Source organism: Cellulomonas soli (assembly GCF_013409305.1).
GTDB lineage: Bacteria > Actinomycetota > Actinomycetes > Actinomycetales > Cellulomonadaceae > Cellulomonas > Cellulomonas soli.
This window is the reverse complement of the sequence record NZ_JACBZJ010000001.1, coordinates 3,766,352-3,793,120: the sequence shown is the minus strand read 5'-3', so window position 1 is coordinate 3,793,120 and position 26,769 is coordinate 3,766,352. Positions and strand designations below refer to the sequence as shown.

General features: G+C 72.9%; 25 protein-coding genes and 1 tRNA gene. 10 read left to right on the top strand and 16 right to left on the bottom strand.

What is annotated here, in order from left to right; translation table 11 throughout:
- Positions 1-24: 24 nt before the first annotated feature.
- The 4 genes from der to BKA22_RS17270 all read left to right on the top strand — a co-directional run bounded on the left by der (position 25) and on the right by BKA22_RS17270 (position 4,147).
- On the top strand, positions 25-1,500 hold the full coding sequence (gene der / locus BKA22_RS17285; protein WP_146951950.1) for a ribosome biogenesis GTPase Der: 1,476 nt from the start codon (positions 25-27) through the stop codon (positions 1,498-1,500).
- A 252-nt stretch (positions 1,501-1,752) separates the two neighbouring features.
- The gene (locus BKA22_RS17280) at positions 1,753-2,616 is read left to right on the top strand and encodes a hypothetical protein (RefSeq protein WP_146951949.1); all 864 of its coding nucleotides are present in this window, start codon (positions 1,753-1,755) and stop codon (positions 2,614-2,616) included.
- Positions 2,617-2,681: 65 nt separating this feature from the next.
- Positions 2,682-2,755 (top strand) — tRNA-Pro (locus tag BKA22_RS17275).
- Positions 2,756-2,932: 177 nt separating this feature from the next.
- Complete coding sequence (locus tag BKA22_RS17270; RefSeq protein ID WP_223203450.1) at positions 2,933-4,147, top strand: Fic family protein; 1,215 nt, start codon at positions 2,933-2,935, stop codon at positions 4,145-4,147.
- Between the two features lie 26 nt (positions 4,148-4,173).
- Here the strand turns inward: BKA22_RS17270 and BKA22_RS17265 are convergent, their stop codons facing one another.
- The gene (locus BKA22_RS17265; RefSeq protein WP_146951948.1) at positions 4,174-4,734 is read right to left on the bottom strand and encodes a cysteine hydrolase family protein; all 561 of its coding nucleotides are present in this window, start codon (positions 4,732-4,734) and stop codon (positions 4,174-4,176) included.
- Positions 4,735-4,875: 141 nt separating this feature from the next.
- Here BKA22_RS17265 and BKA22_RS17260 point away from each other — a divergent pair, with 141 nt between their 5' ends.
- Positions 4,876-5,268, top strand: a complete 393-nt coding sequence (locus tag BKA22_RS17260) for a winged helix-turn-helix transcriptional regulator (RefSeq protein WP_146951947.1) — start codon at positions 4,876-4,878, stop codon at positions 5,266-5,268.
- Between the two features lie 56 nt (positions 5,269-5,324).
- Here BKA22_RS17260 and BKA22_RS17255 read toward each other — a convergent pair whose 3' ends face one another.
- From BKA22_RS17255 to BKA22_RS17245, 3 genes are all read right to left on the bottom strand, one after another.
- Positions 5,325-5,633 carry an SHOCT domain-containing protein gene (locus tag BKA22_RS17255; RefSeq protein ID WP_146951946.1) on the bottom strand — a complete coding sequence of 103 codons (309 nt, stop codon included), beginning with the start codon at positions 5,631-5,633 and terminating at the stop codon, positions 5,325-5,327.
- Between the two features lie 60 nt (positions 5,634-5,693).
- Positions 5,694-6,137 (bottom strand): DUF6325 family protein, encoded by a 444-nt coding sequence (locus BKA22_RS17250; protein WP_179561839.1) that lies wholly within the window; start codon positions 6,135-6,137, stop codon positions 5,694-5,696.
- Positions 6,138-6,250: 113 nt separating this feature from the next.
- The gene (locus BKA22_RS17245) at positions 6,251-7,360 is read right to left on the bottom strand and encodes a fatty acid desaturase family protein (protein WP_146951945.1); all 1,110 of its coding nucleotides are present in this window, start codon (positions 7,358-7,360) and stop codon (positions 6,251-6,253) included.
- A 212-nt stretch (positions 7,361-7,572) separates the two neighbouring features.
- Here BKA22_RS17245 and BKA22_RS17240 point away from each other — a divergent pair, with 212 nt between their 5' ends.
- Both BKA22_RS17240 and BKA22_RS17235 read left to right on the top strand, forming a co-directional pair.
- Positions 7,573-9,489 (top strand): heavy metal translocating P-type ATPase, encoded by a 1,917-nt coding sequence (locus BKA22_RS17240; protein ID WP_146951944.1) that lies wholly within the window; start codon positions 7,573-7,575, stop codon positions 9,487-9,489.
- Between the two features lie 121 nt (positions 9,490-9,610).
- On the top strand, positions 9,611-11,401 hold the full coding sequence (locus BKA22_RS17235; protein ID WP_146951943.1) for a glycoside hydrolase family 13 protein: 1,791 nt from the start codon (positions 9,611-9,613) through the stop codon (positions 11,399-11,401).
- Between the two features lie 43 nt (positions 11,402-11,444).
- On the opposite strand, the gene BKA22_RS17230 is transcribed toward BKA22_RS17235, so the two are convergent.
- From BKA22_RS17230 to BKA22_RS17205, 6 genes are all read right to left on the bottom strand, one after another.
- On the bottom strand, positions 11,445-11,969 hold the full coding sequence (locus BKA22_RS17230) for a flavodoxin family protein (protein ID WP_146951942.1): 525 nt from the start codon (positions 11,967-11,969) through the stop codon (positions 11,445-11,447).
- Between the two features lie 89 nt (positions 11,970-12,058).
- A complete protein-coding gene (locus BKA22_RS17225) occupies positions 12,059-13,456 on the bottom strand; it encodes an MBL fold metallo-hydrolase RNA specificity domain-containing protein (RefSeq protein ID WP_146951941.1) in 1,398 nt (465 codons plus the stop codon).
- Positions 13,457-13,615: 159 nt separating this feature from the next.
- Positions 13,616-14,380, bottom strand: a complete 765-nt coding sequence (locus BKA22_RS17220; RefSeq protein WP_146951940.1) for a GTP pyrophosphokinase — start codon at positions 14,378-14,380, stop codon at positions 13,616-13,618.
- Positions 14,344-15,591, bottom strand: a complete 1,248-nt coding sequence (locus BKA22_RS17215) for a bifunctional glycosyltransferase family 2/GtrA family protein (protein ID WP_146951939.1) — start codon at positions 15,589-15,591, stop codon at positions 14,344-14,346. Before BKA22_RS17215 ends, BKA22_RS17220 begins: the two co-directional genes overlap by 37 nt.
- A gap of 10 nt (positions 15,592-15,601) precedes the next feature.
- On the bottom strand, positions 15,602-16,561 hold the full coding sequence (locus BKA22_RS17210) for a phosphodiester glycosidase family protein (RefSeq protein WP_146951938.1): 960 nt from the start codon (positions 16,559-16,561) through the stop codon (positions 15,602-15,604).
- Between the two features lie 68 nt (positions 16,562-16,629).
- Positions 16,630-17,520 (bottom strand): universal stress protein, encoded by an 891-nt coding sequence (locus BKA22_RS17205; protein ID WP_146951937.1) that lies wholly within the window; start codon positions 17,518-17,520, stop codon positions 16,630-16,632.
- A gap of 144 nt (positions 17,521-17,664) precedes the next feature.
- Here BKA22_RS17205 and BKA22_RS17200 point away from each other — a divergent pair, with 144 nt between their 5' ends.
- Together BKA22_RS17200 and BKA22_RS17195 are read left to right on the top strand one after the other, a co-directional pair.
- Entirely contained in the window at positions 17,665-18,174 is a 510-nt protein-coding gene (locus BKA22_RS17200) for an RNA polymerase sigma factor (RefSeq protein WP_223203449.1), read from the top strand.
- Positions 18,171-18,809 carry a methylated-DNA--[protein]-cysteine S-methyltransferase gene (locus BKA22_RS17195; RefSeq protein ID WP_371863652.1) on the top strand — a complete coding sequence of 213 codons (639 nt, stop codon included), beginning with the start codon at positions 18,171-18,173 and terminating at the stop codon, positions 18,807-18,809. The genes BKA22_RS17200 and BKA22_RS17195 overlap by 4 nt, the downstream gene beginning before the upstream one ends.
- 56 nt (positions 18,810-18,865) lie before the next feature.
- Here the strand turns inward: BKA22_RS17195 and BKA22_RS17190 are convergent, their stop codons facing one another.
- The 3 genes from BKA22_RS17190 to BKA22_RS17180 form a co-directional block, all read right to left on the bottom strand.
- Positions 18,866-19,201 (bottom strand): hypothetical protein, encoded by a 336-nt coding sequence (locus BKA22_RS17190; protein ID WP_257024108.1) that lies wholly within the window; start codon positions 19,199-19,201, stop codon positions 18,866-18,868.
- Between the two features lie 69 nt (positions 19,202-19,270).
- Positions 19,271-20,749 (bottom strand): malate dehydrogenase (quinone), encoded by a 1,479-nt coding sequence (mqo, locus tag BKA22_RS17185; RefSeq protein ID WP_223203448.1) that lies wholly within the window; start codon positions 20,747-20,749, stop codon positions 19,271-19,273.
- Between the two features lie 216 nt (positions 20,750-20,965).
- Positions 20,966-23,761, bottom strand: a complete 2,796-nt coding sequence (locus tag BKA22_RS17180) for a cellulose-binding domain-containing protein (RefSeq protein WP_218866711.1) — start codon at positions 23,759-23,761, stop codon at positions 20,966-20,968.
- A 204-nt stretch (positions 23,762-23,965) separates the two neighbouring features.
- Here BKA22_RS17180 and BKA22_RS17175 point away from each other — a divergent pair, with 204 nt between their 5' ends.
- Positions 23,966-24,172, top strand: a complete 207-nt coding sequence (locus tag BKA22_RS17175) for a hypothetical protein (protein ID WP_146951934.1) — start codon at positions 23,966-23,968, stop codon at positions 24,170-24,172.
- 17 nt (positions 24,173-24,189) lie between these two features.
- Here the strand turns inward: BKA22_RS17175 and BKA22_RS17170 are convergent, their stop codons facing one another.
- The 3 genes from BKA22_RS17170 to BKA22_RS17160 form a co-directional block, all read right to left on the bottom strand.
- The gene (locus tag BKA22_RS17170; RefSeq protein WP_146951933.1) at positions 24,190-24,714 is read right to left on the bottom strand and encodes a Dps family protein; all 525 of its coding nucleotides are present in this window, start codon (positions 24,712-24,714) and stop codon (positions 24,190-24,192) included.
- Between the two features lie 74 nt (positions 24,715-24,788).
- Positions 24,789-25,664 (bottom strand): non-homologous end-joining DNA ligase, encoded by an 876-nt coding sequence (ligD, locus tag BKA22_RS17165; protein WP_146951932.1) that lies wholly within the window; start codon positions 25,662-25,664, stop codon positions 24,789-24,791.
- A 13-nt stretch (positions 25,665-25,677) separates the two neighbouring features.
- Positions 25,678-26,661 (bottom strand): ATP-dependent DNA ligase, encoded by a 984-nt coding sequence (locus BKA22_RS17160; protein WP_146952043.1) that lies wholly within the window; start codon positions 26,659-26,661, stop codon positions 25,678-25,680.
- Positions 26,662-26,769: the final 108 nt, after the last annotated feature.

Sequence of the window (26,769 nt, the reverse complement as noted above, 5' to 3'; positions counted from 1 at the left end):
CCGACGACAAGGGACAATGGAGCCATGACCGAGACCGACCCCGCCCTGGAGCTCCCCGACGAGGCCGACGACGCGACCCGTGAGAACGCCCTGAGAGCAGGTCTGGCCGAGTACGAGCTGGACGGCGAGGACCTCGCGCTGCTCGACGGCGGCGAGCTCGTCGACGGTGAGAGCGCCCACGAGACCGCTCTGCCGGTGCTGGCCGTCGTCGGTCGCCCGAACGTGGGCAAGTCGACGCTCGTCAACCGCATCATCGGACGACGCGAGGCCGTCGTCGAGGACAAGCCCGGGGTGACCCGGGACCGCGTGACCTACCCGGCCGAGTGGGCGGGCCGTCGGTTCTCCCTCGTCGACACCGGCGGCTGGGAGGTCGACGTCGCGGGGATCGACGCCCGGGTCGCCGAGCAGGCGGAGATCGCGATCTCGTTGGCCGACGCGGTGATCTTCGTCGTCGACGCGACCGTGGGCGCCACCGACACCGACGAGCGGGTCGTGCGCCTGCTGCGCCGCTCGGGCAAGCCGGTCGTGCTGTGCGCGAACAAGGTCGACGGTCCGCGCGTCGAGGCGGACGCCGCCGAGCTGTGGAACCTGGGCCTGGGCGAGCCGTACCCGGTGTCCGCCCTGCACGGGCGTGGCACGGGCGACCTGCTGGACGCGGCGCTCGACGCGTTGCCGACGGTCTCGGCGCACGGGACCGTGCGTCCGGACGGCCCGCGTCGGGTCGCGCTGATCGGTCGACCGAACGTCGGCAAGTCCTCGCTGCTCAACAAGGTGCTCGGTGCCGAGCGTGTCGTCGTCGACGAGGTCGCTGGCACGACGCGGGACCCGGTCGACGAGCTGGTCGAGCTGCGCGGCAAGCCGTGGGTCTTCGTGGACACCGCGGGGATCCGGCGGCGCGTGCACCAGACCTCGGGCGCCGACTTCTACGCCTCGCTGCGCACGCAGGCCGCGGTGGAGAAGGCCGAGGTGGCCGTCGTGCTGGTGGATGCCTCGACCAAGATGACCGAGCAGGACACGCGGGTGATCTCGCAGGTCATCGAGGCTGGGCGTGCGCTGGTCGTCGCGTACAACAAGTGGGACCTGATGGACGAGGACCGCCGTCCGTTCCTCGAGCGGGAGATCGAGCAGGACCTCGTCCAGGTGCAGTGGGCGCCGCGCGTCAACGTCTCGGCGAAGACGGGCTGGCACACGGACCGTCTCGTGCCCGCGCTCGAGCGGGCGCTCGACTCCTGGGACATGCGGATCCCCACCGGTCGGCTGAACGCGTTCCTCGGCGAGCTGGTCGCCGCGCACCCGCACCCCCTTCGCGGGGGCAAGCAGCCGCGCATCCTGTTCGCCACGCAGGCCTCGACGCGCCCGCCGCGGTTCGTGATCTTCGCGACCGGGTTCCTGGAGGCGGGGTACCGGCGGTACATCGAGCGCCGTCTGCGCGAGACGTTCGGGTTCGAGGGGACACCCATCCAGGTGTCGGTCCGCGTCCGGGAGAAGCGCAAGCGCTGAGCCGTGGGGGAGGGGCGTGGGGCAGGGGGGACCTGACCCACGCCCCTCCTGCATGCCCGAGGGGCGTGGGGAGCCGGTGGAGCAGGGCCGAGGCCCACGAGGCGCGCCCGGGGAGCTGCGCTGCCGTCGTTCTCGTGCGTGTGATAACGGAAACAGGCGCCTAGCGTCACCGTGAGACCCCGGACAGCGGAAGAGCCCCGCCCAGAACGCCCTGGCCTTCCGTTATCATCACGCCATGCCGAGGGCGACCGCATGACCGACCTGAACAGCGTGATCGGGCGGTACATGAGCGACCTCGAGGCCTCGCCGGCGACGCGACGGCAGCGCCGGTGGGCGTTCGAGGACCTCGTCGCCTTCGTCGCCACGCGGTTCGACACCCCGAGCCCTGCCGCTGACCTGGTGCTCCGGGAAGACGTCCTGCACGCCTGGCTCGAACGTCCGGGGGAGAGCGGGCACGCGCCCTCGGTGGCGTCCGCCCGGGCTCGGGCGAGCGCTGCCCGTGCACTCACGCGCTACGCCGTCGAGAACCGTCTGCTCGTCCCCGTGGCCGAGGGGCCGGAGCTGCGCCTGCCGGCGCCGCCGCCGGCGGACCGCGATCGCCCGGCAGGCGCGCTCCTGCTGGCCGCGGCCGCCGGACCGGCACCGTGGGGCGTCCCCACGTCCATCTGGGCGCGCTTCTCCGCGCACGTGCACCTGCTGGCGGCGACGGGGGCCACCGAGCGTGAGCTCGCGCTCGTCACCCTGGCTGCCCTCGGCCCGCAGAACCGCAGCATCCGGGTCCCCGAGCTGGGGGTCGTCGAGCTCGGCGACCGGGCGGCCCGGTCGTTGACGCGGTGGCTCGCGCTGCGCGCCGCGACCGTGGAGTCGCTGCAGGGTTCCGACCCGCAGACGCTGTGGATCCGGCTGCACCCCGGCAAGGACCATCGCACAGGCGTCATCGCCCCCGCGGGACTGACGATCAGCCCTCGTGGTCTTCGGCTCTCGTTCGGGACGGTGCGGGACGTCCTCGGGTCGACCGACCCGCGACTCGCGAGCGTCACCGTGCGGGACGTGCGGGCGCTCGGGCTACCGGAGGGCGTGCACGACGCGCCGGCCCGACCCGCGCAGGGGCCGTGACCAGCGCCGGTTCCTGGCACCGGCCCACGGTGCGGTAGAGTTCACGCGGTCCTCAAGGGGACCATCGGGCTGTGGCGCAGCTTGGTAGCGCACTTGACTGGGGGTCAAGGGGTCGCAGGTTCAAATCCTGTCAGCCCGACCGATCGTTGGACCGTGCAGAGGCCATCTCCGGGTATCCGGGGGTGGCCTCTGCCGCGTCCGGAGACCCGCTCGCCGCACGGGCGGTGCCGTTCACGTGTCGCCTGCCCGGGCGTAGACGTGCACAACGCCTCCTGCTATCCATCTTTAGCGATCGAGAGAGTGATAGCGTCGGCGCGTGTCCACGGGTAGCCACGAGGCGTCGAACTGGCCGCCGGTGGGATGGGAGGAGCGCGACTGGCGTTCATCCATCCCGCCGGAGCTGCAGTCACGCTCGGTCCGCGAGCAGATGGCGCAGCCGCACCGCGCGGCCCTCACCCCGCAGATCGCCGACCTCGAGGTCCGCCTGCCGCGGAACGTCGCTGCTGCCGCAGAGGAGGCCTCCGCCCTCATCCGCGAGTTCGACCTCGAGGTCGGCGGCCATGTCGCGCCCTTCGCTGCCATCCTGCTGCGCTCGGAGTCCGCGTCCTCCTCGCAGATCGAGAACCTCACCTCCGGTGCCAAGCAGATCGCCCTGGCCGAGCTGGGGGAGGACGCGAGACGGAACGCGACGCAGGTCGTGGGCAACGTCCACGCCATGCAGGCCGCCATCCGCCTCTCCGAGCAGCTGGACGCCGGGTCCGTCCTCGCGATGCACCGAGCGCTCATGGAGGAGGCCGAGCCGGACATCGCAGGGACGTGGCGTACCCAGCAGGTGTGGATCGGGGGAGGCGGGTACTCACCGCACCAGGCCGCCTTCGTCCCGCCGCACGCCGACCGGCTGCCGGCCGCCATCGAGGACCTGGTCGCGTTCGCGGCCCGGGAGGACATCCCGGCCCTGCAGCACGCCGCGATCGCGCACGCGCAGTTCGAGACGGTCCACCCGTTCCCCGACGGGAACGGACGCACCGGGCGCGCGCTGATCCACGCCATGCTGCGCCGGCGGGCGCTGACCAGGTCGGTCACCGTACCGGTCTCGGCCGGGCTGCTGGTCGACACCCACGGGTACTTCGAGGCGTTGACCGTCTACCGGCAGGGCGACCCGGCGCCGATCGTGGCAGCGCTGGCACAGGCGTCCTTCGACGCGGTCGCCAACGGCCGCCTTCTCCTGGGCGACCTTCGGGCCGTGCGCGAGACGTGGAGGTCGCAGATCCGGGCACGGTCCGACTCGTCGGTCTGGTCGCTGACGGACCTCGTGCTGCGCCAGCCGGTCGTCCACACGGCCCTCGTCCAGCACGAGCTCGGCATCTCCCACACCAACGCCATGAAGGCGATCGGTCGGCTCGTCGAGGTCGGCGCGCTGGCGGAGGTCGGCGGGCGGCGTAGGTCGATCCTCTGGCAGTCCGGTCAGGTGCTCGACGCGCTGGACGCCTTCGCCGCGCGCGCGGGACGGCGTCAGCCCGCCGAGCCCTGAGGGGTCGGCGCTGAGGGTGAGGGCGCTCAGTCCTGGAGCGAGGCCGCCCACCGGTCCACGGTCGTGACCGCCGCCTGCTGGGGGAAGACCTTCTCGACCAGGACGCGATGCACCTCCGGGTCGGCGTCGGCGCACGCGTCGGCGAGGACCGTCAGCTCGAGGTCGAGGTCGGCCGCCTGCCGCAGCGTGGACAGGACGACACCGCTCGTCGCGATGCCCGCCAGCACCAGGTGCCGCGTCCCCGCGGCGCGCAGCAGGTAGTCGAGATCGCTGCCGGCGAAGGCGCTCACCCGCACCTTCGTGACCAGGGGCTCGTCGTCACGGCGCGCGAGGTCGGGGTGGATCTCGGTGGACCGGGGGTCGGCGGGTCCGGCGGCCGCGCGCTGGGGGATGCCGCCGAACATCAGGTTGCTGGTGGCGATCTCGGGATAGCCCGGTCGGAACTCGACCCCGGCGAACAGCACGGGGACGCGGGCGGCACGCGCGGCATCGACGGCTCGTCGTGCGGCGGCGACGGCGCTCGGGATGCCGAACCTGGAGACGACGCCGTTCTGGTAGTCCATGACGAGCAGGGCGGTGTGGGTCATGGTGGGTCCTCGGGCTCAGGGCCGGGTTCGTGCGCGAGGCCGCTGTGACGTGCGGGATCGGCCGGGCGCGGCCGTGCAGGTGCTTACTTTCGTATAGTACGTGCACCTGGAGGTCCGGAGACCTGGACCTACCCTGGGGGCATGGATGCAGCAGCCGAGCGCGTCGCACGGATGGGCGTGTTCGACCCGGACGGGGTCTCACGGGCCGTGCTCGAGCACGCCACCGGGCGCTGGGGATCGCTCACCCTGGCCGCGCTCGTCGAGGGTCCGCTCCGGTTCGCCGAGGTGGGACGCGCCGTGGACGGCGTCTCCGACCGGATGCTCGCCCAGACGCTGCGCAGGCTCGAGGCGGACGGGCTGGTGTCCCGCACGCCGCACCCGACGGTCCCGCTGCGGGTGGACTACGACCTCACCACGCTCGGGCGTCCGATCGCACAGCGCATCTGCGACCTCATCGACGCGATCTACCAGCAGCTGCCCGGCATCGTCGCCCACCAGCGGCGCAGCGCCCCCGACCGAGAACCCGTCGCCTGAGCAGCCGCGACGGGCGCGGGTCGTCGCAACCCACGCCCGTCGCATGCAGGCTCACGTCAGGCGCCGAGGATGCGCGCCTTCTGCACCTCGAACTCGGCGTCCGTGAGCAGTCCCTGCGTCCGCAGCTCGCCGAGCTCACGCAGCTGGGCCAGCTTGGCGTCCATGTCCGGCGCTGCCGGCGCCGCGGCGGGCGGGGGCGCGGCGTAGACGACCTGAGGCGGTTGCGGGGCTGCCTCAGGAGGGGCCTGCTGGGCGTCCTGCGCGGCCCAACGGCCCGCCTGACGGCGCGAGACCCGGTTGGACACGCTGGTCGCGGTGCCCGCGATCACGGCGGTGCGGGCGACCCCGCGGATCAGACCTGGCATGGTGCGTCCTCTCGAATGAGGGTCCGTGTCCCGGACCCGGACAGGTTGGCGGGATGGCTCTCAGAGCGTCAGGCCGGCCGCCTCGAGCGAGGCGATGACCTCGTCCGCCGGGATCCGTCCGCTGGCGACGACCTCGGCGCCACCGTGCCGCAGCGCGGTCACGAACGGTCCTGCCCACGTGTTCTCGTAGACGAGGATCCCTGCCGAGCTGCCGGGCTCGAGAGCCGCGCTCGCCTCGTCGATGTCGTCAGGACCGAGGAGCCCCGAGGAAGCCCCCTCGAACACGGCCAGGTCGAGCTCGCCGTCCGCGTCGAGGTCGGCGAGCAGCAGCCCTGAGACGGTGCCGTCGAGCTCCTTCTTGAAGAACGCGAGGTCGAGCAGGCGGATGATGCCGCGCTCGACCAGGTCCACGATGATCGGAAGCCCCTCGCCCGTCATCCGGCTGCCCGGGAACTCGACCACGATGTAGTCGATCGGGCCCACGTCCACGTTCTGTTCGCTCATCGTGCCAACCCCCGTATCTCGGTGCGCTCTCGCACGACCCACTGTGCTGCGGACGCCGAGGTCGCGCCAGCCGTGGAGCAACGCGCACCGCTCGACGGGGACCTGCTCCGGGCTCAGACGCGGCGGTAACGGCCGACCATCGGGCAGTCGAACGGGTCCCGCGCCGCCAGCCCGACCCGGTTGAGGTACCGCACGACGATCGCGTACGAACGCAGCAGCGTGGTCTCCGTGTACGGCACGCCGTGGGTCGCGCAGTGCGCGCGCACCAGGCGGCGGGCGCGCGCGAGGTGGGGGCGCGGCATGCTCGGGAACAGGTGGTGCTCGATCTGGTAGTTCAGGCCGCCCATCGCGGCGCTCATGGGTCCGCCGCCGCTGATGTTGCGCGAGGTGAGCACCTGCTTGCTGAGGAAGTCCAGCACGCTGTCGGCGGCCACGATCGCCATGCCCTTGTGGTTCGGGGCGAACGAGGCGCCCATGTAGACGCCGAAGACGGCGAGCTGCACGGCGAGGAACGCAGCGGCCAGCCCGATCGGCAGCAACCACACGACGAGCGCGGCATAGGCGAGCAGACGGACCGCGAGCACGACGAGCTCGCCCGTGCGTGCGCGGCTGCGCTCGGCGGCCAGGAGGGATCGCACCGACGTGACGTGCAGGTTCACGCCCTCGAGGGTGAGCAGGGGGAAGAAGGCGTACCCCTGGAACCGGGTCAGCCGGGCCTTGAGGCCGGTCCGTGCCTGAGCGTCCTCCTCCAGGAAGAGGATCGTGTCGGGCTCGATGTCGGGGTCCTTGCCGACCTTGTTCGGGTTCGCGTGGTGGCGGCTGTGCTTGGTCATCCACCACTGGTGGCTGATGCCGACGACACCGTTGGCGAGCACCCGGCCGAGGCGGTCGTTCCCGCGGCCGGAGGTGAGCACCTGACGGTGCGAGGCCTCGTGGGAGACGAACGCCACCTGGGTCAGCACGACGCCGAGCGCAGCGGCCAGCAACAGCTGGAACCACGAGTCGCCGAGCAGCACCATGCCACCCCCGATCGCGGCCAGGGCCGCGCCGAGAGCGAGCAGGAGGCCCACGTAGAATCCTCGGGTCCGCTCGAGGAGCCCGGCCTCACGCACCTGCCGGGAGAGCTCCTGGTAGCTGCCGGTGGCGGCGAGCTGGCGGGCGCGCACGGGACGGGGCGAGACCGCGGCGGTGCCGGTCGGTGCCGTGGGGGGAGCCGTGGACATGCGGGCCTCCGAGCGACGGGTCGACTTCCCAGCCGGGAGGTGAGCGAACGCTCGTGGATGGCCCCGACAGTACGCACGGACGGTCTCGGACTGGTGGCGCGACCGGTCCGAGGTCGTGCAGGACTCGTGCGCAGCGGTCGCCGGTGGGATGCGCGTCCCCAGGTGCGTGCTGCCGGGTCGTGGCCAGGTCGTGACGAGCGTATGACTGAACCATGGGCAGGATCGTGCCGGTCGTCAGGCGGTACCCGTTCGTCCTCGCGACGGTGGCCGTGGGGGTGGGCGGGCTCGCCCTGCTGGCGGCGGACCGGACCGAGCTGAGCCGATGGGTGGTGAGCCTGTACGCGCTCGCCATCGCCGCCAAGCACGCCTGGTCGATGGTCGTCGACCTGCGGCACGGCCGGGTCGGCCTCGACGTCCTTGCGGTCATGGCCATCGTGTCGACCGTCCTGGTCGGCGACCACTGGGCCGCCCTCATCGTGGTGCTCATGCTCACGGGAGGGGCAGCACTCGAGGACTACGCGTCGGCCCGCGCCCGCCGGGAGGTCGCCGCGCTGCTCGCCCGCGCACCGCAGCACGCCCACCGGGTCGGGGCCGACGGCACGGTCGAGGACGTACCGGTCGACGACGTGCTCGTCGGCGACCTGCTGCTCGTCAAGCCCGGGGAGGCTGTCCCGGTGGACGGCACCCTCGAGGGCAGCCCGGCGGCGTTCGACGAGTCCTCGCTCACGGGGGAGTCGTTGCCCGTGGAGCACGCGGTCGGCGACCCCGTGCTCTCGGGATCGGTCAGCGAGGAGCAGGTCGCCACCGTCCGGGCGACCGAGCTGGCGCGGGACAGCCAGTACCAGCAGATCGTCGAGCTCGTGCAGGCGGCGGCCGACACCAAGGCGCCGATCGTGCGGCTGGCCGACCGGTACGCGGTCCCGTTCACCGCGGTCGCGCTCCTGATCGCAGGCGTCGCATGGGCGGTCAGCGGCGACCCGGTCAGGTTCGCCGAGGTCCTCGTCGTGGCCACCCCGTGCCCGCTGCTCATCGCCGCGCCCGTGGCTTTCATCGCCGGCATGAGCCGGGCCGCGAAGAACGGCGTCATCATCAAGTCCGGCGGCGTCCTCGAGCAGCTCGCGCGGATCCGCACGGCCGCGTTCGACAAGACCGGGACGCTCACCCACGGGCGCCCGCAGGTCGAGGACGTCGAGCTGCTCGACACCGGCCACCTGGACGCCGACGAGGTGCTGCGGTTCGCAGCGGCCGCCGAGCAGTACTCCCCGCACGTGCTCGCGCAGTCCGTCGTCGACGCGGCCCGCGCGCGCCACCTCGTGCTGCCGGCCGCGAGCGAGGTCGAGGAGAGCACCGCGGCCGGCGTCACGGCGGTGGTGGACGGCCGTGACGTCGTCGTCGGGAAGGCATCGCACGTCGCAGGCGTGACCGGACGAGCGGTCCACGAGGGCGCGGTGGTCCCCGGACGCATGACCGTCTACGTCGGCGTCGACGGGGTGCCCGTGGGCCGGCTGGTGCTGGCCGACGAGATCCGTGCGGACGCGGCCGCGACCCTGGCACGCCTGCGGGCGCTGGGGGTCCGCCACGAGGTGATGCTCACGGGCGACGCCGAACCGACCGCCCGGCACGTCGCCGAGCGCCTGGGCGTCACGGACGTGCGGGCAGGCCTGCTGCCGGTCGACAAGGTGAAGGCCGTGGCGGGGCTGCCCGACCGGCCCGTGATGATGATCGGCGACGGGGTCAACGACGCCCCCGTGCTCGCTGCGGCGGACGTCGGGGTCGCGATGGGCGCCAAGGGGTCCACGGCCGCCAGCGAGTCGGCAGACGTGGTCGTCATGCTGGACGACATCGGCCGGGTGGCGCGCACGGTCGCGATCGCGCGGCGGACGGTGCGGGTGGCGCTGCAGGCCATCGGGGTCGGCATCGCGCTCAGCGTCGTGCTCATGGTCGTGGCGGCCTTCGGCCTGATCCCGGCGATCGTGGGGGCGACGCTGCAGGAGGTCGTCGACCTCATCGCGATCCTGGGCGGGCTGCGCGCCGTGCGACCGGGTCGGGACGAGAAGCCGACCGCCGGTGCACGTGACCCGCACGACGGGCTCGTGCCGATGGCCGAACGGGTCACGGCCCAGCGCTGACGGTCGCCCGGGGGCTTCCCACCGACGTCCCGCCGTGGCGGTACGGCGGCGGACCGTGCGGCGGTGGGCGGCGGTACCGTCGAGCAGGCAGTTCGCCGTGCCCACCCCGGGAGGACCTTCGATGACGAGCACCGACCCGCAGTCCGCACCGACCCCGCCGTCCGCGAGCGCGGCAGTGCCCGAGCCGGGGGAGTCGGAGGGGGCCGTGGTGTCGCCGTGGTGGCGTTCGGCCGTGGTGTACCAGGTGTACCCGCGCAGCTTCGCGGACTCGGACGGTGACGGGGTGGGTGATCTGCGGGGGGTCACGGCTCACCTGGACCATCTGGTGCGGTTGGGGGTGGATGTGGTGTGGCTGTCGCCGGTGTACCGCTCGCCGGGGGCGGACAACGGGTACGACATCAGCGACTACCAGGACGTGGATCCGACGTTCGGGACGTTGGAGGACTTCGACGAGCTGTTGGCTGCGGTGCATGCGCGGGGGATGACGCTGCTGATGGACCTGGTGGTGAACCACACGTCGGACGAGCATCCGTGGTTCGTGGAGTCGCGGTCGTCGACCGACAACCCGAAGCGGGACTGGTACTGGTGGCGTCCGGCGCGGTCGGGGTATGTGGGGGGTGCGCCGGGGGCGGAGCCGACGAACTGGGCGTCGTTCTTCTCGGGGCCGTCGTGGTCGTGGGACGAGGTCACGGGGGAGTACTACCTGCATCTGTTCGACCGTAAGCAGCCGGACCTGAACTGGGAGAACCCGCAGGTGCGCGAGGCGGTGTTCGCGATGATGCGTTGGTGGTTGGACCGGGGTGTGGACGGCTTCCGGATGGACGTGATCAACCTGGTCTCGAAGGACACGTCGTTGCCGGACGTGGTGGCGGGTCCGGACGGGTTGGGTGACGGGTCGGCGCACTACGCGAACGGTCCGCGGGTCCATGAGTTCTTGGCGCAGATGCACCGGGAGGTGTTCGCGGGGCGGTCGGGGCGGTTGTTGACGGTGGGGGAGATGCCGGGGGTGACGTGGCAGGAGGCGGTGCTGTTCACGGATCCGGCGCGTCGTGAGGTCGACATGGTGTTCCAGTTCGAGCACGTGGGTCTCGATCACGGTCCGGGGGGCAAGTTCGACCCGGTGCCGTTGGACCTGCGTGCGTTGAAGGAGTCGTTCGGGCGTTGGCAGCGTGAGCTGGGTTCGCGCGGGTGGAACTCGTTGTACTGGGACAACCACGACCAGCCGCGGGTGGTGTCGCGGTTCGGTGACGACGGGGCGTTCTGGCGGGAGTCGGCGAAGGCGTGGGCGAGCGTGCTGCACCTGCATCGGGGGACTCCGTACGTGTACCAGGGCGAGGAGCTGGGGATGACGAACGCCCCGTTCGCGGACATCGGGGCGATGCGGGACGTGGAGTCGTTGAACCACTACCGGCGGGCGGTGGCGCAGGGTGCGGACCCGGAGGTGGTGATGCGTGGTCTGCGGGCGATGGGTCGGGACAACGCGCGCACGCCGATGCAGTGGGATGCGGGGCCGCACGCGGGGTTCTCGTCGGGGACGCCGTGGTTGCCGGCGAACCCGAACCACGGGTGGTTGAACGCGCAGGCGCAGTACGAGGACCCGGACTCGGTGTTCCATCACTACCGACGGCTGGTGGAGCTGCGGCACACGATGGCGGTGGTGCGTGAGGGGGACTTCACGATGCTGCTGCCGCAGGACGAGCAGGTGTACGCGTTCGTGCGGGCGTTGGGGCGTGAGCGGGTGGTGGTCGTGGCGAACCTGGGTGGGTCGCCACGCCGTGCCGAGGTGGACCTGACGGGGGCGCGGCTGCTGCTGTCGTCGTACGCGGTCGCGGAGCCGGGCTCGGGGCCCGAGCAGCCCGGTGGGCCGCTGCTGCGGCCGTGGCAGGCGGACGTGTACCTGGTGGTCGACTGACGGTACCGGTCGGCTGCAGGCGCGCGGGCGGCTCAGACGGTGCTCAGACGGTGAGCGTGTCCTTGGCGGTGCGTCCGAGTGCGTCGCCCCAGGTCTGGGCGCGGCGGAGGTCTCCGGGCACGAGGGGGCCGGTGACGCCTTCGACCCAGAAGGTCTCGGGGGCGTCGGCGACGGTGAAGCCGTGGCGGCGCAGCTCCTTGTCGGCCTTGTGGGCGGCGGAGCCGGGGACGCGGGGCTTGCGGACGCGGGTGTCGAAGGCGACGGCCTCGGTGCCGGTCGCGGTCGTCCGGACGAGGTCGAGCCATTCGCGTACGCCGCGTCCGTGGGAGACGAGCGTGGTGTTCGGGACGCGGGCGGCGGCGTCGGCGCGCGTGGAGGCGCGGCTGAGCCCGAAGGCGTGGGTGGGGGCGCCGACGACGAGCAGGTCGACGCCGGGTGGGACCTGGTCGGGTGCGGCGCCGACCTCGACGACGTCGACGGTGCCGTGCGTGGCCAGCCCGCGGGCGACGGCCTCGGCGATCGCCTGGGTGTTGCCGTACATGGACTCGAACACGACCAGTGCGTGCATGCGTTCCCCCTGTGACCCCGTCGTCTCAGTCCTGACGTGACCCACGCTGACGTGGGGTGACGACGTGCGCCAGGGTCGAAGGTCCGTGCTCAGGCGGCCTTGTGCTCGTCGGCCGCGGGCAGGAGGACCTTCTCGTGGTGGCGGGGGACGACGGCGTTCCAGCCGAGCTCGTCGCCGAGCCGTCGGGCGAAGGTGTCGGCCGCGGACTGCTCGCCGTGCACGACGTATGCGGTCTCGGGTGCGGCCATGGCGCGCAGCCAGGCCACGAGCTGGTCGGCGTCGGCGTGGGCGGAGAACCCGCCGGCCACGACGACGTCGGCCTCGACGGGGACGTACCGGCCGTGGATCTTGATCTGCCGGGCCCCTTCGGCCAGGGCCCAGCCGCGGGTGCCGGGCACCTGGAAGCCGGTCAGGACGACGGTGTTGCGCCGGTCGGGCAGCTGGGCGGCGAGATGGTGCAGGACGCGCCCGCCGGTGGCCATGCCGGAGGCGGAGATGACGATGCAGGTGCGGTCGGGACGGTTGAGCTGCTCGGACTCCTCGCGGGTGCTCATGAGCTGCAGGTGGCGGGGGGCGAACAGGTGCTCGGCCGTGCCGATCTCGGGGCGGATCTGGGGGTCGTGCCGGGCGATGGCGTCGCGGTAGACCTCCAGGGCACGCAGCGCCATCGGGCTGTCGACGTACACGGGCAGGTGCGGGATCCGTTCCTCGCGTTCGAGTGCGGCGAGGGTGAGCAGCAGCACCGCCGTGCGGTCGACGGCGAAGGCGGGGATCAGGACGGTCCCACCGCGGTGCGCGGTCGTGGTGATGGCACGCACGAGGCTCTCGTGCGCGTCGTCGTCGTGGGTGCGCCCTCCGTAGGTCGACTCGACGAGGACGACGTCGGCGTCCGCGGGGGTCTGGGGCGGCAGCAGCAGGGCGTGGCCGGGGCGTCCGACGTCGCCGCTGACCATGACGCGGGTGCCGGACAGGTCGAGCTCGGCGAACGCGGACCCGAGGATGTGGCCCGCGCTGCGCAGCCGCACGCTCGCCCCGCCGGGCAGAGGCGCCGGGCCGTCGACGGGGTGCAGGAGCGCGACGGCCCGTTCGGCGTCGTCGGCCCGGTACAGCGGCAGGGCGGGGGAGTGCTTGGAGAAGCCGTGGGTCTCGGCGTGCTCGGCGTCCGCCTCCTGCACGTGCGCGGCGTCGCGCATGACGATCGCGGCCAGCCGGGCGGTGTCCGGGGTGCACAGCACGGGTCCGGTGAACCCGTCACGGGCCAGGACGGGCAGCCAGCCGCAGTGGTCGAGGTGGGCGTGCGTGAGGACGACCGCGTCGATGCTCGCCGGGTCGACCGGTGAGGGTTCCCAGTTGCGTCGACGCCAGACCTGCTCGCCCTGGAACATGCCGCAGTCGACGAGCAGGCGGGCACCACCGGTGTCGAAGAGGAACTTGCTGCCGGTCACGGTGCCGGCCGCCCCCAGGAAGGTCAACGTCGGGCGCTGCATCGTTCTCGCCGTCCTCCCGCCCCGGCGGCGGTGGGTCGGCCGGGGCTGCTCGCCCGGCCCGGGCGCCCGTCGTGGGGCTCCTCCCACCGTAGGCAGCGCGATCGGCCGCCGCTCGTCGAGTCGACGCACGCGCGAGGGACGAGCCCGAGGACGACGGGGTCAGTCGGCGCCCGGGACGGGGCGGTGCGGTTGCAGGAGGTGCGCGAAGGCAGCCAGCACCTCGTCCGAGGGCGCGCCCGGCCGGCTCAGCGGCTCCGGCGCGACGACGAGGAGGTCCGACGTCGGGTCGGTCGGGTCCGTCGCGGTGCCGTGGACCGGGGTGCCCTGGCCGGTGGCGCCAGGGTGCGCGGCCAGGGCCCTGACCTCGTCGTGCAGCTGCTCCATGGTGGCGTCGAGCCGTGACGCGGCCAGGGCGGCGTCCTTGAGCTCGGCGAGCAGCCGCTGCGGCACCGCGCCGTCGTACTTGTAGTAGATCTTGTGCTCGAGGCTCGCCCAGAAGTCCATCGCGATCGTGCGGATCTGGATCTCGACGGTGACGTGCTCGACCCGGTCGGACAGGAACACCGGGACCGTGACGATCAGGTGCAGGCTCTGGTAGCCGTTCGGCTTGGGCTCGGCGATGTAGTCGCGCTCGGCGAGCACCGTCAGGTCGGGCTGACCGACGAGCAGGTCACGGATCCGGTAGATGTCGGAGACGAAGCTGCAGGTCACGCGCACCCCGGCGATGTCCCAGATCTGCGCCCGGATCGCCTCGAGCGTCATCGGGCAGGCCTTGCGCCGCACCTTGGCGAGCAGGCTCTCCGGCGACTTCAGCCGGGATCCGACGTGCTCGATCGGGCTGGTGTCGTGCACGGTGTCGAACTCGTCGCGCAGGATCGTGATCTTGGTCAGGACCTCCGCGATGCCGGACTTGTAGCCGAGCATGAAGCGGGTGAAGTCGCGACGGAGCCGGGCGAGGTCCGCTGCGGTGAGGTCGGCTGCGACGAGCTCCCCCGGGGCGCGGACGTCGGGGCGGTCGGTGTGCACGGCGGGGCCTCTCCGAGCGGGGTGGTGCGTCCTGGCCCGGTCATCGTAGGCAGGTCGGGGACCTGGTCCTGCCCACCGCGGGCCGGGCGGGGCCGGGTGAACACGAACCGCCGCTGCACCTCGTAGCTGGTCGCGAACAGCGCGACCTCCGTGACCACCTTGGCCGCGAGCAGGCCCAGGCCGATGCTCGTCAACGCCGACAGCAGCAGGTAGTTCACCCCCAGCAGCCCGACCGCGAGCGCGTAGTACCGCACGGCGGCCGAGCGCACCGGTGCCGGTTGGCGGCGGCCGAAGACGAGGTGCCGGTTGAGCAGGAAGTTCGTCGCGGAGCTGACGGCTCGGGCTCCGAGGACGGAGGTGAGCAGGGATCCGGTGGCGGCGTGCAGGGCCAGCAGGAGGACGGTGTCGAGGGCGAACGCGGTCAGCGAGGACGCCGCGAAGGTCAGCAGGGGGACGTAGACGCGTAGGGAGTCCACGACGGGGCGGAAGTGCGAGGAGGCGTTCTCCTCGAGGTAGATCGTGCCGATCTCCTCCTCGACGACGCGTCGGCCGGTGGCGGCGGCGCGCAGGAGGATCTCGAGCTCGTACTCGAAGCGGTCTCCGCGGATCGTGGCCAGCCAGGGCAGCAGGGAGGCGGGGTAGCCGCGCAGGCCGGTCTGGGTGTCGTGGACGGAGGTTCCGGTGACGGCGCGGAAGAGCAGGCGGGTGGCGGTGTTGCCGACGCGGCTGCGCAGCGGGACGTCGCCGGTGAACCGGCGGGTGCCGAGCACGATCGTGCCGTCGCTCGTGGCGTCGGTGCGCAGGCGGCGGGCCACGCGCAGGATGTCGACGACGGCGTGCTGGCCGTCGCAGTCGGCGCACACGACGTCGGTCCCGGGGGCGGTCGCGGCGATGTGGGCGAAGCCGGCGCGCAGGGCGTACCCCTTGCCACGGTTGGGGCTGTGCCGCAGGACGGTCGCGCCGAGGCGGTTCGCGGCGTCGAAGACGGGGGTGTGGTCGGGGCCGGAGCCGTCGTCGACGACGAGGACCTGCAGCCCGGCGGCGCGCAGGTCGCCGACCAGGGTGACCAGGCGGGTGTCGGGTTCGTAGGCGGGGATCAGGACGATCATGGTCGGCGCCTCAGCCTGCGATGTAGAGGATGTCGGAGGTGCCGCGCTCGGTGCCCTTGCCGAGCGGGTTGTTGACGAGCTCGCCGTCGAACACCATGGTCGAGGAGCCTCCGCCGTCGATGTTGTAGGCGGTGGTTGCTCCCAGGTCGGCCATGATCTGGGCGAGCTCGGTCATGTCGACACCGGCGGAGTAGCCGGTGCTGCGGCCGTCGACGACGACGAAGACCAGGTGGTTGTCGTCGATGACGCCGATGGCGGTGCGCGGCTGGTCGCCCTGGATGGAGTGGTTGCCGACGTTGGTGTCGACCTCGACGTCCTCGATTCCGTCGACGACCTGGCCGTCCTCGAGGAGGGCGGGGCCGAACGAGAGGGTGTTCCACACCCCTGCGGCGAGCAGCTCCTCGGCGGTGGTGGTGGTCTCGTCGTAGACCTCGACGTGACCGTCGCGGTAGAACGCGAGGCCTTCGCGGGCGCCTTCGTCGCGGTAGACGACGCCGTTGCGGATGACGATGCCGGTGGACCGGAACCCGTAGTAGTCGCCGTTGATCGCGAAGACGGCGTCGTTGTCGGCGGCGATGTCGGAGGTGTTCTCGGTGATGTTCTCCCCGAAGGCGTCCTGGGCGAAGGCGGAGCGCAGGACCGTGGCGTCGGTGAGCGTGACGTCGGCGACGTAGTAGGTGACGGTCGCCTCGCCCGAGCCGGTCGTCACCGTGGAGATCGTGATGCTCGCGTCGTCGGACTCGTACGTCGTGTCGGTGACCAGGGCGTCCGACGCGCTGGTGGTGGTGCTGGTGGTGACGGTGCCGGTCTGGGCTGCCTCGTAGGCGGACACGTCGGCGATCTCGACGTGCTCGATCACGAAGCGGTCCAGGGCCCAGGCGGTCGCACCGGCCAGGCACATCGACAGGCTGACGGCACCGATGAGGACGGTCCGTCGCAGACGGCGGGGTCGTGGGTGTGATCGGCTCATGCCCCAGGTCTACGGACGGGGCGTACGCGCCCGGCAGGAGGGGGCTGAGCGGTGGCTGTGAGGCCGGTTCAGTCCAGGTCGCGCACCACGAGGACGACCCCGTGCGCGGCACGCACGACCTCACGGCTGACCGCCCCGAGCAGCAGCCCACGGAACGCACCGAGCCCACGGGAGCCCACGACGAGCAGCGCGGCCCGGGCGGAGGCGTCGACCAGGGCGTGCACCGGGTCGTCGTCGCGCAGGTCGAGCGTGACGGTCACGGACGGGTGCGCCGAGCGCAGCTCGTCGGCGACCGCGAGCGCAGCGGCGTGCGTCGGGTCGTCGGGTGTGTGGCGGACGTCGAACGGGGGTACCTCGCCGTACCCGTGCGGGTCGGGGGGTGCCGGTCGGGCGTGCAGCACGTGCAGGGGGCGCCGGCGTCGGGCGGCTTCCTGGGCGGCGAGGCGGGCGGCCACGATCGAGGAGCGGGAGCCGTCGACGCCGACGACCACGGGTGCCTCGGGTGCCTGTTCGCCGTGCTCGTCGCCGTCGGGGCTGCGGACGAGGGCGACGGGGCAGGTGGCGTAGGTGACGAGCTGGCCGCTGACCGAGCCGATCGCGGGGCGGCGTCCGTACCCGTGGGCGCCCAGGACGAGCAGCTGGGCGTCCTCGGACAGCTCGCGGAGGGCGGCGACCACGGGGCCGCGCATGAGCCGCACGTCGACGCTGAGCGTGGGGTGCTCGGTCACGACGGTGTCGCGCAGGTCGCGCAGCTGGGCGAGGATCTCCTGCTCGAACTCGTGGGTGTCGGGGACCATCGGGTACCAGCCCCACACGGCTGCCTCGGACGGGTCCCGGTAGGAGTGCACGAGCAGCACGGGTGCGCCGCGCTGCTCGGCCGTCTGCGCACCCCAGCGCACGGTCTGCGCGCTGTGCTCGGAGAAGTCGGTCGCGATCACCACCGGGCCGTCGGTCCGCATCGTCAGTCCTCCTTGACCACGTGTGTGCCGTTCGTCCTCAGCCTGGGCGGCGTGCCGCAACGGTGTGGGGGTCCAACGTCCCGCGGAACGTCGCCGCCCGCGACCTCACGTCCGTGGTGGCCGGCGCGTCTGCACACTGTGAGGGTGAAGGAACCGTTCGAGCAGGTCGTGCAGCAGCACGGGGCGCGAGTGCTGCGCGTGTGCCGGGCCGTGGTGGGGCCGGTGGACGCCGAGGATGCGTGGTCCGAGACGTTCCTGTCGGCCCTCTCGGCCTACCCGCAGCTGCCTGCGGACGCGAACGTCGAGGCGTGGTTGGTGACGATCGCGCACCGCAAGGCCGTGGACGTGGTGCGTCGGGCGGCCCGGCAGGCCGTGCCGGTCGAGCGGTTGCCGGAGCGGGTCGCCCAGCAGCGGGCGGACGGTCGCGACCTGGACCTGTGGGCGGCGTTGGCGGCGCTGCCCACCAAGCAGCGGCAGGTGCTCGCCTACCACCACCTGGGTGGGCTGCCCTACGCGCAGGTCGCAGCCCTCCTGGGTGGCACGCCCGAGGCGGCGCGCCGTGCGGCGGCCGACGGGGTCGCGACGCTTCGACGCACCTACGACCCCGATCCTGATCGGAGTCCCGACACAGATCCCGAAGGAGTCCTCCCGTGACGAGCACCGTCGGATATGCCGAGTCGTCGTGGGCGCAGGGTGCACCGCCCGTGCCGGACGTGACACCCGGGGAGCTTGCGGCCCTGCACTCCCGGTTGGTCGAGCGCGCGGGTGGCGAGGGTCTGCTCGACGTGGCGTACCGCACGCTCGACAGCCCGCTCGGTGCGCTGCTCGTAGCCGCCACGCCCGTCGGGGTGGTGCGGGTCGCGTTCGCCGTGCAGGACCACGAGCAGGTGCTCGCCGATCTCGCCGCCCGGGTCAGCCCGCGCGTGCTGCACGCGCCAGGGGTGCTCGATGTCGTCGCGCACGAGCTGGAGGAGTACTTCGCCGGCACCCGCCGCACGTTCGACGTCGCCCTGGACCTGCGGCTCGCGCAGGGGTTCCGGCGTGAGGTGGTGCAGCACCTGACGGCCGTCCCGTACGGGCGGACCGCGAGCTACGCGGCGATGGCCACCGAGGTCGGTCGACCGCGCGCGGTCCGCGCGGTGGGCACGGCGTGCGCGCTCAACCCGCTGCCGCTGCTGCTGCCGTGCCACCGGGTCGTGCGCTCCGACGGCACGCCCGGGCGGTACGCGGGCGGTGAGCGGGCCAAGCACACGCTGCTGGCCCTGGAACGGGCCGGGCGGGCGCACTGAGCGGGCTCACGACGAGCGGCCGAGCACCCGCCGGGCGTGCGTCGAGGGGTGGGGGCTCAGGCGCCGTCGGGGCCCGACCGCAGCGGCCACGGCACCAGGCGCGGGATCCCGGCCGGGGCGACGTCCGCCAGTGCGAGGAACCGTGCCTCGGCGCGGTGCAGCCGGATGTGCTCGTCGACGGACCAGGTCGGTCCGTTGGTCAGCACCATCCCGCATGCGCACGCGATGGTGACGTTGCCGTCGGGGGTCGTCTCGACCTGGCCGACGGTGGTGTGCTCGGTGTAGGCGCGGACCTTCGCGGCACGCATCGGCGCGCTCACCGCGGTGGTGCGTGCCTCTTCGTCGGAGGCGGGGGCCTCGGGGGCCGCAGGGGAAGGGTGTGCGGGTGACATGGTGGTCGGTGGTGTCCTCGACGGTCCGGTGAGCAGGTCCTGCGCGGTGGGCCGACCGCCCGCGAGCGCTCAGCGGTCGGAGACGACCTGCTCCTCGACCAGCGTGTCGAGCTCGAACGACTCGTCCCACCGGCCGCCACCCAGGCTCGGCATCATCTCACGCAGCTGCCCCGACCAGGACTCGTGCCGGTCGGGGAAGCAGCGCTCGAGCAGGTCGACCATGGCGGCGGCGGCGGTCGAGGCGCCCGGTGAGGCGCCGAGCAGCCCGGCGATCGAGCCCTCGGCCGCGGTGATGAGCTCGGTGCCGAACTCCAGGACGCCGCCGTGCTCGCGGTCCGCCTTGATGACCTGGACGCGCTGCCCGGCGCTGACCAGCTCCCAGTCGCGGGGGTGTGCCTCCGGCATGAACGCGCGCAGGGTGCGCAGCCGTCGGGTCGGGGTCGCGGTGACCTCGCCGATCAGGTACCGGAGCAGGTCGAGGTTGCGCAGCCCGACGGCGAGCATCGGCACCAGGTTGCTCGGGCGCACCGAGCGCAGCAGGTCGGTCCAGGAGCCGTGCTTGAGGAACTTCATGCTCCAGCCGGCGAACGGGCCGAACAGCAGCGCGGAGCCGCCGTCGACGACGCGGGTGTCGAGGTGCGGCACCGACATGGGCGGGGCACCGATGTCGGCCTTGCCGTACACCTTGGCCTGGTGCCGGGCGACGAGGTCGGGGTTCGTGGTGCGCAGGAACTGCCCGCTGATCGGGAACCCGCCGTAGCCCTTGATCTCCGGGATGCCGGACTTCTGCAGGAGCCCGAGCGCACCGCCGCCGGCACCGATGAAGACGAAGCGGGCCTCGATCGTGCGGGGGCGTCCGCCGTTCCACCGCCGGTCGGCGACCTTCAGCCGCCATCCGCCGTCGCGACGGCGACGCAGCCGCGTGACCTCGTGCTCGAGGAGCAGGTGGGCGCCACGGTCGGTGGCGTCCTGCACGAGCGAGCGGGTCAGGGCCCCGAAGTCGACGTCGGTGCCCGACGCGGCACGGGTCGCGGCGATCGGCTCGTCGGGGTCGCGGCCGGCGACGAGCAGGGGCGCCCAGGCGGCGATCTGCTGAGGGTCGTCGCTGAACTCCAGCTCGGCGAACAGCGGGTGGCCGCTCAGGGCCTCGTGCCGGCGGCGCAGGGAGGCGACGTTCTGCGCTCCGCGGACGAAGGTCATGTGCGGGGTCGTGGTGAGGAACGCGGTGCCGCCCGGCAGCCGGTCGTGCGTGGCCAGGTAGTGCCACAGCTCGCGGGACAGCTCGAACTGCTCGTTGATCCGTACGGCCTTGCTGATCTCGACGGTGCCGTCGGGGAGCTCGGGGGTGTAGTTGAGCTCGCAGAGCGCGGCGTGACCCGTTCCGGCGTTGTTCCACGCGTTCGAGCTCTCCTCGGCGGGCGCACCCCGGCGCTCGACGACGAGGATCCGCCAGGCGGGCTCCACGGTGCTCAGCAGGGCGGCGAGCGTGGCGCTCATGATGCCGCCGCCGACGAGGACGACGTCGACAGCCTCTTCGCGATCGGTCACGGCAGCGATCGTAGGTTGACGTCGAGAGACCTTCGTCCTGCGGTCCGTGTGATCTTGGTCTCGTCACCCAGGCTCTGCGGGACTCGGTCGGAGCCGGAGCGTCGGGCGTGCGTCGCACACGGTAACCCGTGCGGCGCACACTCGACCCGGCGCGTCCGGCCCCTGATCTGCGCGGACGTCGCCCGATCCGCGCGGATCAGCGGTGCTCGGCCCGGCTCAGCCCGCCGAGCAGCGCCCGCCGTCGACCGTGAAGGCAGTCGGTCGCCCGTTCGTCCCGGAGTACGCGCCGTTGAACCCGACCTCTGCCGAGGCCCCCGGCGCGAGCTGGCCGTTCCACGGAGCGGACAGTGCCGTCACCGCCGCCCCCTGCTGGCTCCAGGTCGCGCTCCAGCCCTGTGTCAGCTGCTGCCCGTCGGGGAACGCGAAGCGGAGCGCCCAGCCCGACCACGCGCTCGTGCCGGTGTTGGTCACCCGCACCGAGGCGGAGAAGCCCGAGCCCCAGTCGTTCGTGCTGTACCGGACCGCGCAGGTCGCGCCGGCCGTGGAGGTGGGGGTCGGCGTGGGGCTTGCCGTGGGGGTCGGGGTCACAGTCGGCGTCGGAGTCGGCGTCACGGAGACGGTGGGCGTGGGCGTGGCCGTCGGGGTGGGTGTCGCAGTGGGCGTGGGAGTCGGGTCGGTGCCTGTGAGGTCGCCGACGACGATCCCGCGCCCGTTCGTGCCGACGTAGACCCGCCCGTACACGTCGGGGTCGCCGATCACCACCGAGCCGGTCCACGCCCACTGGTGCGCGTCATCGTTGATCCGCACCCAGCTCGCACCGGCGTCGGTCGAACGGAAGATCCCGCGCACGCCACCGATCTTCGAGGAGGTGTAGACGGCCGGGTAGGTGGCGCCGGGCGCGGCCTTGCCGAACCCGATCGCATCGCCCTCGTCCACCGCGGCGAGCTTGGTGAAGCTCGCGCCGGCATCGGTCGAGTGCCACATGCCGTAGGTCGCGTCCTTCTCCCCGCCCGTCAGCCACAGGTCGCCGGCCCGTCCGGGGACTGCCGCGAGCCGCACCTGGCCCGAGGCGGGCAGGCCCGTGGCGGCCGAGGCCGTGAACGTGGCGCCGCCGTCGCCCGAGACGTAGAGCGTCCCGGCGGCGAAGGCGTAGAACCGCGTCGGGTCGACCCGGTCCGCCTCGACGCGGGCGCCGGCAGGCACGCCGGTGGACGCCGTCCAGGTCGACCCGAGGGTCGTCGACCTGTGCACACCGGTGCCGCCCGGGCTCCAGACCACCGATGCGGCGTCGGCCGACATCGCCACCGTGCCGCCGGAGGTCACGCCCGCGGGCTCCTGCCCGGCCCACCAGCTGCTGCCCGAGGAGGTCGAGATGCCGATGTGCGACGTGCTCGTCCCGTCGACGTCCGAACCGACACGCACCATCGTGGTCGGCTTCAGCTCGGCGAAGTCGACGCCCGTGCCCGAGCCCAGGGTGGGGGAGGTGAGCATGGCCGGGGCCCGGGTGATGTCGGTGTGCACGAAGCCGCCGATGTCGCCGAGCCCGGAGACCAGCTGGACCGCTCCCGGAGGTGCCGCGAGGTCGAGCACCGCGGTCTCCTCGATGCCCTGCGCCCGCACACCGAGGTGCACGGTGCCGCCCGTGTCCCAGTCGGTGAGGTTCTCCGTGCCGTACACGGTGGCCCCGGTCCCGTACATCGCCTCGTCGGAGTCGAACGGGTCGATCTCGAACGACTCGGTCATCCATCCCAGCTTCGGGCTGGGCTCGGGCGCCACCGGCTGCTTGCCGAAGGTCAGCCACGGTGCGGCGCTGACGTCCAGGTCGTAGCGCTTCGTCGTGCTGGGGTAGCCCGCCCAGTCCCAGATGCGCGTCCACGTCGCCCCGCGGTCCGTGCTGCGGAAGATCACGTCGTCCGGCCACCACGAGACCTGGCTGGTCACCATGATCGTGTCCGGGTCCTGCCGGTCGATCGTCAGGCCGGAGTACCCGAAGTACTGATCGCTGCTCGTGGAGGGCACCGGGGAGACGTTCGTCCAGGTGCCGGTCGCCGCGTCGAGCCGCCACACGTCGCCGTGCCCGCCGTCGTACGGCCCACCCGTGTCGCTCGTCGCGATGTACAGGGCGTCCGAGACGGTGTCGTAGACGCCCTTGTGCGCGAGGTAGCCGGTCGGCTGGCCGGGCACACGCTGCCACGTCGCACCGGCGTCGGTGGACCGGTAGACCGTCGAGTCCTTGTCGGCCACACCCACGTAGATCGTCGGCGTGGGGGAGCCCGCGGTGCCGCTGCCGGTGTCGAACGTGACCCAGGTGACGCCCTGGTTCGACGAGAGGTACTCGTTGGCGCCCGTCGGGTCCTGCACGTACGTGCCGGCGTTCGGGAAGGACACCACCCGCGCCCACGTGACGCCCGCGTCGGTGCTGCGCCACAACCCGTTGCCGGCCTCCGTGCCCAGGTAGAGCACCCGGTTGTCGTGCGGGTCGACCTGCAGGCGTTCGCCCATGCCGCGGCCGGGCATGTTGCCGCCCACCTTGAACGGCAGCATCGTGCGCTGCCAGGTCCTCCCGCGGTCGGCCGAGCGCAGCACCGCGCCGTTCTGCGGGTCCCAGCTGTTCGTGTAGGTGCCGACGGCCACGTACACGTTGTCGGGGTCGACCGGGTCGGTCGCCAGGCTCAGCACGCCCGAGTGGCTCCAGTCGTCCCACCCGACGTGGTCGAGCAGCGGCACCCACCGGTGCGTCGTCTGGTCCAGGCGGTACGCACCCCCGATGTCGGTGCGCGCGTACACCAGGTCCGGTTCGGTCTGGCTGTAGACGATGCCCGGGACGAAGCCCCCGCCGACGACCTCGACGTTGCCCCAGGTGTAGCCCGTGCCCGCGACGGCGGCCGTGCCGAGGGCGCCCACGGTTCCTGCGGTCGCAGCAGCCGTGAGCATCCCCGCACCCAGGCCGGCCGTCAGGGTGAGCGCCGCGAGCGCGGCCGTCGACGTCCTGCGCAGGTGGTTCGGACGCATCGGGGCTCCTTCGTCGGGCGGTCGCTGCCACCGACGTCCCGCCGGACCTGAGGGCTGGTGGCCGACCGGACGTTAGCCGTGGCCCGGCAGCCGCCGGCAGGGCACGAAACCCTTCACCCGCCCGGCCCGGAGGCACGCGCCAACGCCCGCACGGGGGAGGTGCGGGCGTTGGCGCGGCCCGGGAGGCCCTGCTAGAACCGGGACATGGACCACCCCCACGACCTGACGTCCGACCCGGCCGTCGAGCACATCGCCGAGCCGCCGATCCCCGACGCCGCCCTCGCCGCGCAGGACGCCCGGTCCGGCGGGGACGCGCAACGGGCACCACGGTCACTGCTCGAGGTCGAGCTGGAGCCCGACGACGAGGACATCGCCAGCGGGGAGGAGTGGGACGCCCCCGAGACCCTCTGAGCGTCCGGCGCGAGGCGTCAGTCCGCGGACGTGCCGTCGAGCGAGCCGCCGGAGGACTCCAGGTGGGCGCGCACGAACCAGTGGAACAGCTCGAGCTCGTGCAGGTGGCCGATGAGCAGGTCGTTCGTCACGGCATCGAGCTCCTCGGTGGCCTGCGCCGCCTCGCGGTGCGAGCCGATGACGCCGACGTAGACCTCGTCGAGCGCCCGCAGGTGCTCGATCGCCCCGGCGCGCCCGATCGCGTAGTCGTCCCACGAACGCGCCTCGACCAGCGCGCCCGGTGTGCCGACGGGGGCGACCCCCAGCGTGGCGATCCGCTCGGCGATCGCGTCGACCATGAGCCGCACGGCGTCGACCTGCGGGTCGAGCATCTCGTGCACCGCGATGAAGTGCGGTCCCACGACGTTCCAGTGGATGTGCTTGAGCGTCAGGTGCAGGTCGTTGAGGGCGTGCAGCCGACCCTGCAGGACAGCGGCGACCTTCGCCCCCGTCTGCGGGGTCAGGGACGGCACGGTGTACTTCGGAAGAGCCTTGCTGGGCATGGTTGCCCCTCTCGTCTCGTCGTGGGGTCGTCCGACCACCGTGCCAAAGCGATGCCCGACCCGCATCTGGGGCCTCAGCCGAACGGGTCGCCCTCCTGCCCCCAACGGTCCAGGACGTCCGCGAGCGCGAGCTGGGTCAGGCCGGGGCCGATCTCGTCCCAGCGGCGCGGTGCGGCGACCGTGGGTGCCGTCCGGCCGCGCAGCGACCAGGGGGTGATGGTGGTCTTGGCGGGGTGGTTCTGCGACCAGTCGACGAGCACGCGTCCGGTGCGCAGGTCCTTGCGCATCACCGACACGACGAGCGAGGGGTGCGCGGCGGCGAGGGTCTCGGCGAGCCGGCGGGCGTAGGTGTGCACCTGCATGGCCGGGGTGGGTCGCGGGAGGGCCGCGTAGAGCTGCATGCCCTTGCTGCCGGAGGTGACGGGGACCGTGGTCAGGCCGTCGTCGGCGAGGCGGTCGGCGACGAGGTGGGCGACGCGGGCGCACTGGTCGAGCCCGGCCGGCGGTCCGGGGTCGAGGTCGACGACGAGGCGGTCGCAGTGTCGCAGCCCGCCGCGGGGGCCGACGGTCCACTGCGGGGTGTGCAGCTCGAGGGCGCCCTGGTTGGCGGCCCAGACGAGGCCGGCGACGTCGTCGAGGAACGGCAGGTCGAGCTCGGTGCCTTCGTCGGGTGCGCCGGGGGCGGCGTGCAGGTGCTGGTGGCGCAGCCACGGCGGGGCGCCGCGGGGGACGTTCTTCTCGAAGAAGCGGGGGCCGTCGACGCCGTCGGGCCAGCGCACGCGGGTGACGGGGCGGTCGCGCAGCTGGCGCAGCAGGGCGGGGGCGACCTGCACGAGGTAGTGCATGACGTCGGCCTTGGTGGTGCCCGTGCCCGGGTACAGCACCTTGTCGAGGTGGGTGACCCGGACCTGGCGTCCGTCGACCTCGAGGCTCTGCGCTCCGGGGGTCACGGTTCCTCCGAGGTCATGGTCGTTCCCAGGGGTCGACGGGCACGTCCGTGCGCACGCCTCGGACCACGGGTTGGCGTAGGCGTCCGACGGGGGTGCGGTTCAGGTAGAGGACGTCGACGAGCAGACCGGGGGTGCACCAGTGCGTGCCGAGGGCGTCGGCGGCCGGGACGGTGTCGTCCAGGGGTGAGGCGTCGGCGGGGTGGGCGGTCAGGATCCTGCGCAGGTCGGTGGCCGTGGTGGCGCTCAGGCCGGAGCCGGCGCGGCCGAGGTAGCGCAGCGCGCCGTCGGCGTCGGGGGCGGCGAGCAGGACGGCGGCGAGGGTGCCGTGCCCGGTGGACTCCTCGCGCCAGCCTGCGACGAGCGCGGTGCGGGTGCGCCGGTGCGCGGCCTTGACCCAGTCGGGGGATCGGCGCCCGGGCTGGTAGGCGGCGTCGCGGCGTTTCGCCAGGACACCTTCGAGCCCTTGTGCGTCGGTGGCCTCCCACAGCGCCGCACCGTCGTCGTAGACGGGGGAGGCCTGCACGTGCGCGGGCAGGGTGAGGCGTTCGAGCGTGGCGCGCCGCTCGTGCCAGGGGCGTCGGTGCAGGTCGACGCCGTACAGGCTGAGCACGTCGAAGACGAGGTAGGTGACCGGTGCGCGGTCCGCGAGCGCCCGGGCACGCGCGCCGTCGCGCACGTGCATGCGTGCGGCGAGCGCGGCGAACGAGGGTGTGCCCTGGTGCAGGAGCACGACCTCTCCGTCGAGCAGGGCGCCCTGGACGGTGCCCAGCCCGGCGAGCTCGGGGTAGGCGACGGTGACGTCGGCGCCGGTTCGGCCGGTCAGGTGCAGCTGTCCGGTGCGGGTGTCGGCCAGGACGCGCACGCCGTCCCACTTGACCTCGAACGCCCACTCCGGGCCTCCCGGGAACCCTCCTGGAAGCCCTTCCGGGCCGGGCGCGGCGTTGCTCGCGGCGCGGGCCCGGGTGGGGGGCGCGGTGGGTGCAGGGGTGGCGAGCATGGGCTCCACGGGTCCATCCTGCCGAGAGGGGGTACGCACGTCGCGGGGAGCGACCCGACCGCACCGGGGGCGGTCGTCAGGGTCGTCGTCTAGGACGGGGGCGGGGCC

Bases quoted from the DNA above. Each gene is read 5' to 3' on its own strand.
- der (WP_146951950.1), top strand. From the start codon at position 25: ATGACCGAGACCGACCCCGCCCTGGAGCTCCCCGACGAGGCCGACGAC.
- BKA22_RS17280 (WP_146951949.1), top strand. From the start codon at position 1,753: ATGACCGACCTGAACAGCGTGATCGGGCGGTACATGAGCGACCTCGAG.
- BKA22_RS17265 (WP_146951948.1), bottom strand. From the start codon at position 4,734: ATGACCCACACCGCCCTGCTCGTCATGGACTACCAGAACGGCGTCGTC.
- BKA22_RS17260 (WP_146951947.1), top strand. From the start codon at position 4,876: ATGGATGCAGCAGCCGAGCGCGTCGCACGGATGGGCGTGTTCGACCCG.
- BKA22_RS17255 (WP_146951946.1), bottom strand. From the start codon at position 5,633: ATGCCAGGTCTGATCCGCGGGGTCGCCCGCACCGCCGTGATCGCGGGC.
- BKA22_RS17250 (WP_179561839.1), bottom strand. From the start codon at position 6,137: ATGAGCGAACAGAACGTGGACGTGGGCCCGATCGACTACATCGTGGTC.
- BKA22_RS17245 (WP_146951945.1), bottom strand. From the start codon at position 7,360: ATGTCCACGGCTCCCCCCACGGCACCGACCGGCACCGCCGCGGTCTCG.
- BKA22_RS17240 (WP_146951944.1), top strand. From the start codon at position 7,573: ATGGGCAGGATCGTGCCGGTCGTCAGGCGGTACCCGTTCGTCCTCGCG.
- BKA22_RS17235 (WP_146951943.1), top strand. From the start codon at position 9,611: ATGACGAGCACCGACCCGCAGTCCGCACCGACCCCGCCGTCCGCGAGC.
- BKA22_RS17230 (WP_146951942.1), bottom strand. From the start codon at position 11,969: ATGCACGCACTGGTCGTGTTCGAGTCCATGTACGGCAACACCCAGGCG.
- BKA22_RS17225 (WP_146951941.1), bottom strand. From the start codon at position 13,456: ATGCAGCGCCCGACGTTGACCTTCCTGGGGGCGGCCGGCACCGTGACC.
- BKA22_RS17220 (WP_146951940.1), bottom strand. From the start codon at position 14,380: ATGCTCGGCTACAAGTCCGGCATCGCGGAGGTCCTGACCAAGATCACG.
- BKA22_RS17215 (WP_146951939.1), bottom strand. From the start codon at position 15,591: ATGATCGTCCTGATCCCCGCCTACGAACCCGACACCCGCCTGGTCACC.
- BKA22_RS17210 (WP_146951938.1), bottom strand. From the start codon at position 16,561: ATGAGCCGATCACACCCACGACCCCGCCGTCTGCGACGGACCGTCCTC.
- BKA22_RS17205 (WP_146951937.1), bottom strand. From the start codon at position 17,520: ATGCGGACCGACGGCCCGGTGGTGATCGCGACCGACTTCTCCGAGCAC.
- BKA22_RS17190 (WP_257024108.1), bottom strand. From the start codon at position 19,201: ATGTCACCCGCACACCCTTCCCCTGCGGCCCCCGAGGCCCCCGCCTCC.
- BKA22_RS17180 (WP_218866711.1), bottom strand. From the start codon at position 23,761: ATGCGTCCGAACCACCTGCGCAGGACGTCGACGGCCGCGCTCGCGGCG.
- BKA22_RS17175 (WP_146951934.1), top strand. From the start codon at position 23,966: ATGGACCACCCCCACGACCTGACGTCCGACCCGGCCGTCGAGCACATC.
- BKA22_RS17170 (WP_146951933.1), bottom strand. From the start codon at position 24,714: ATGCCCAGCAAGGCTCTTCCGAAGTACACCGTGCCGTCCCTGACCCCG.
- BKA22_RS17160 (WP_146952043.1), bottom strand. From the start codon at position 26,661: ATGCTCGCCACCCCTGCACCCACCGCGCCCCCCACCCGGGCCCGCGCC.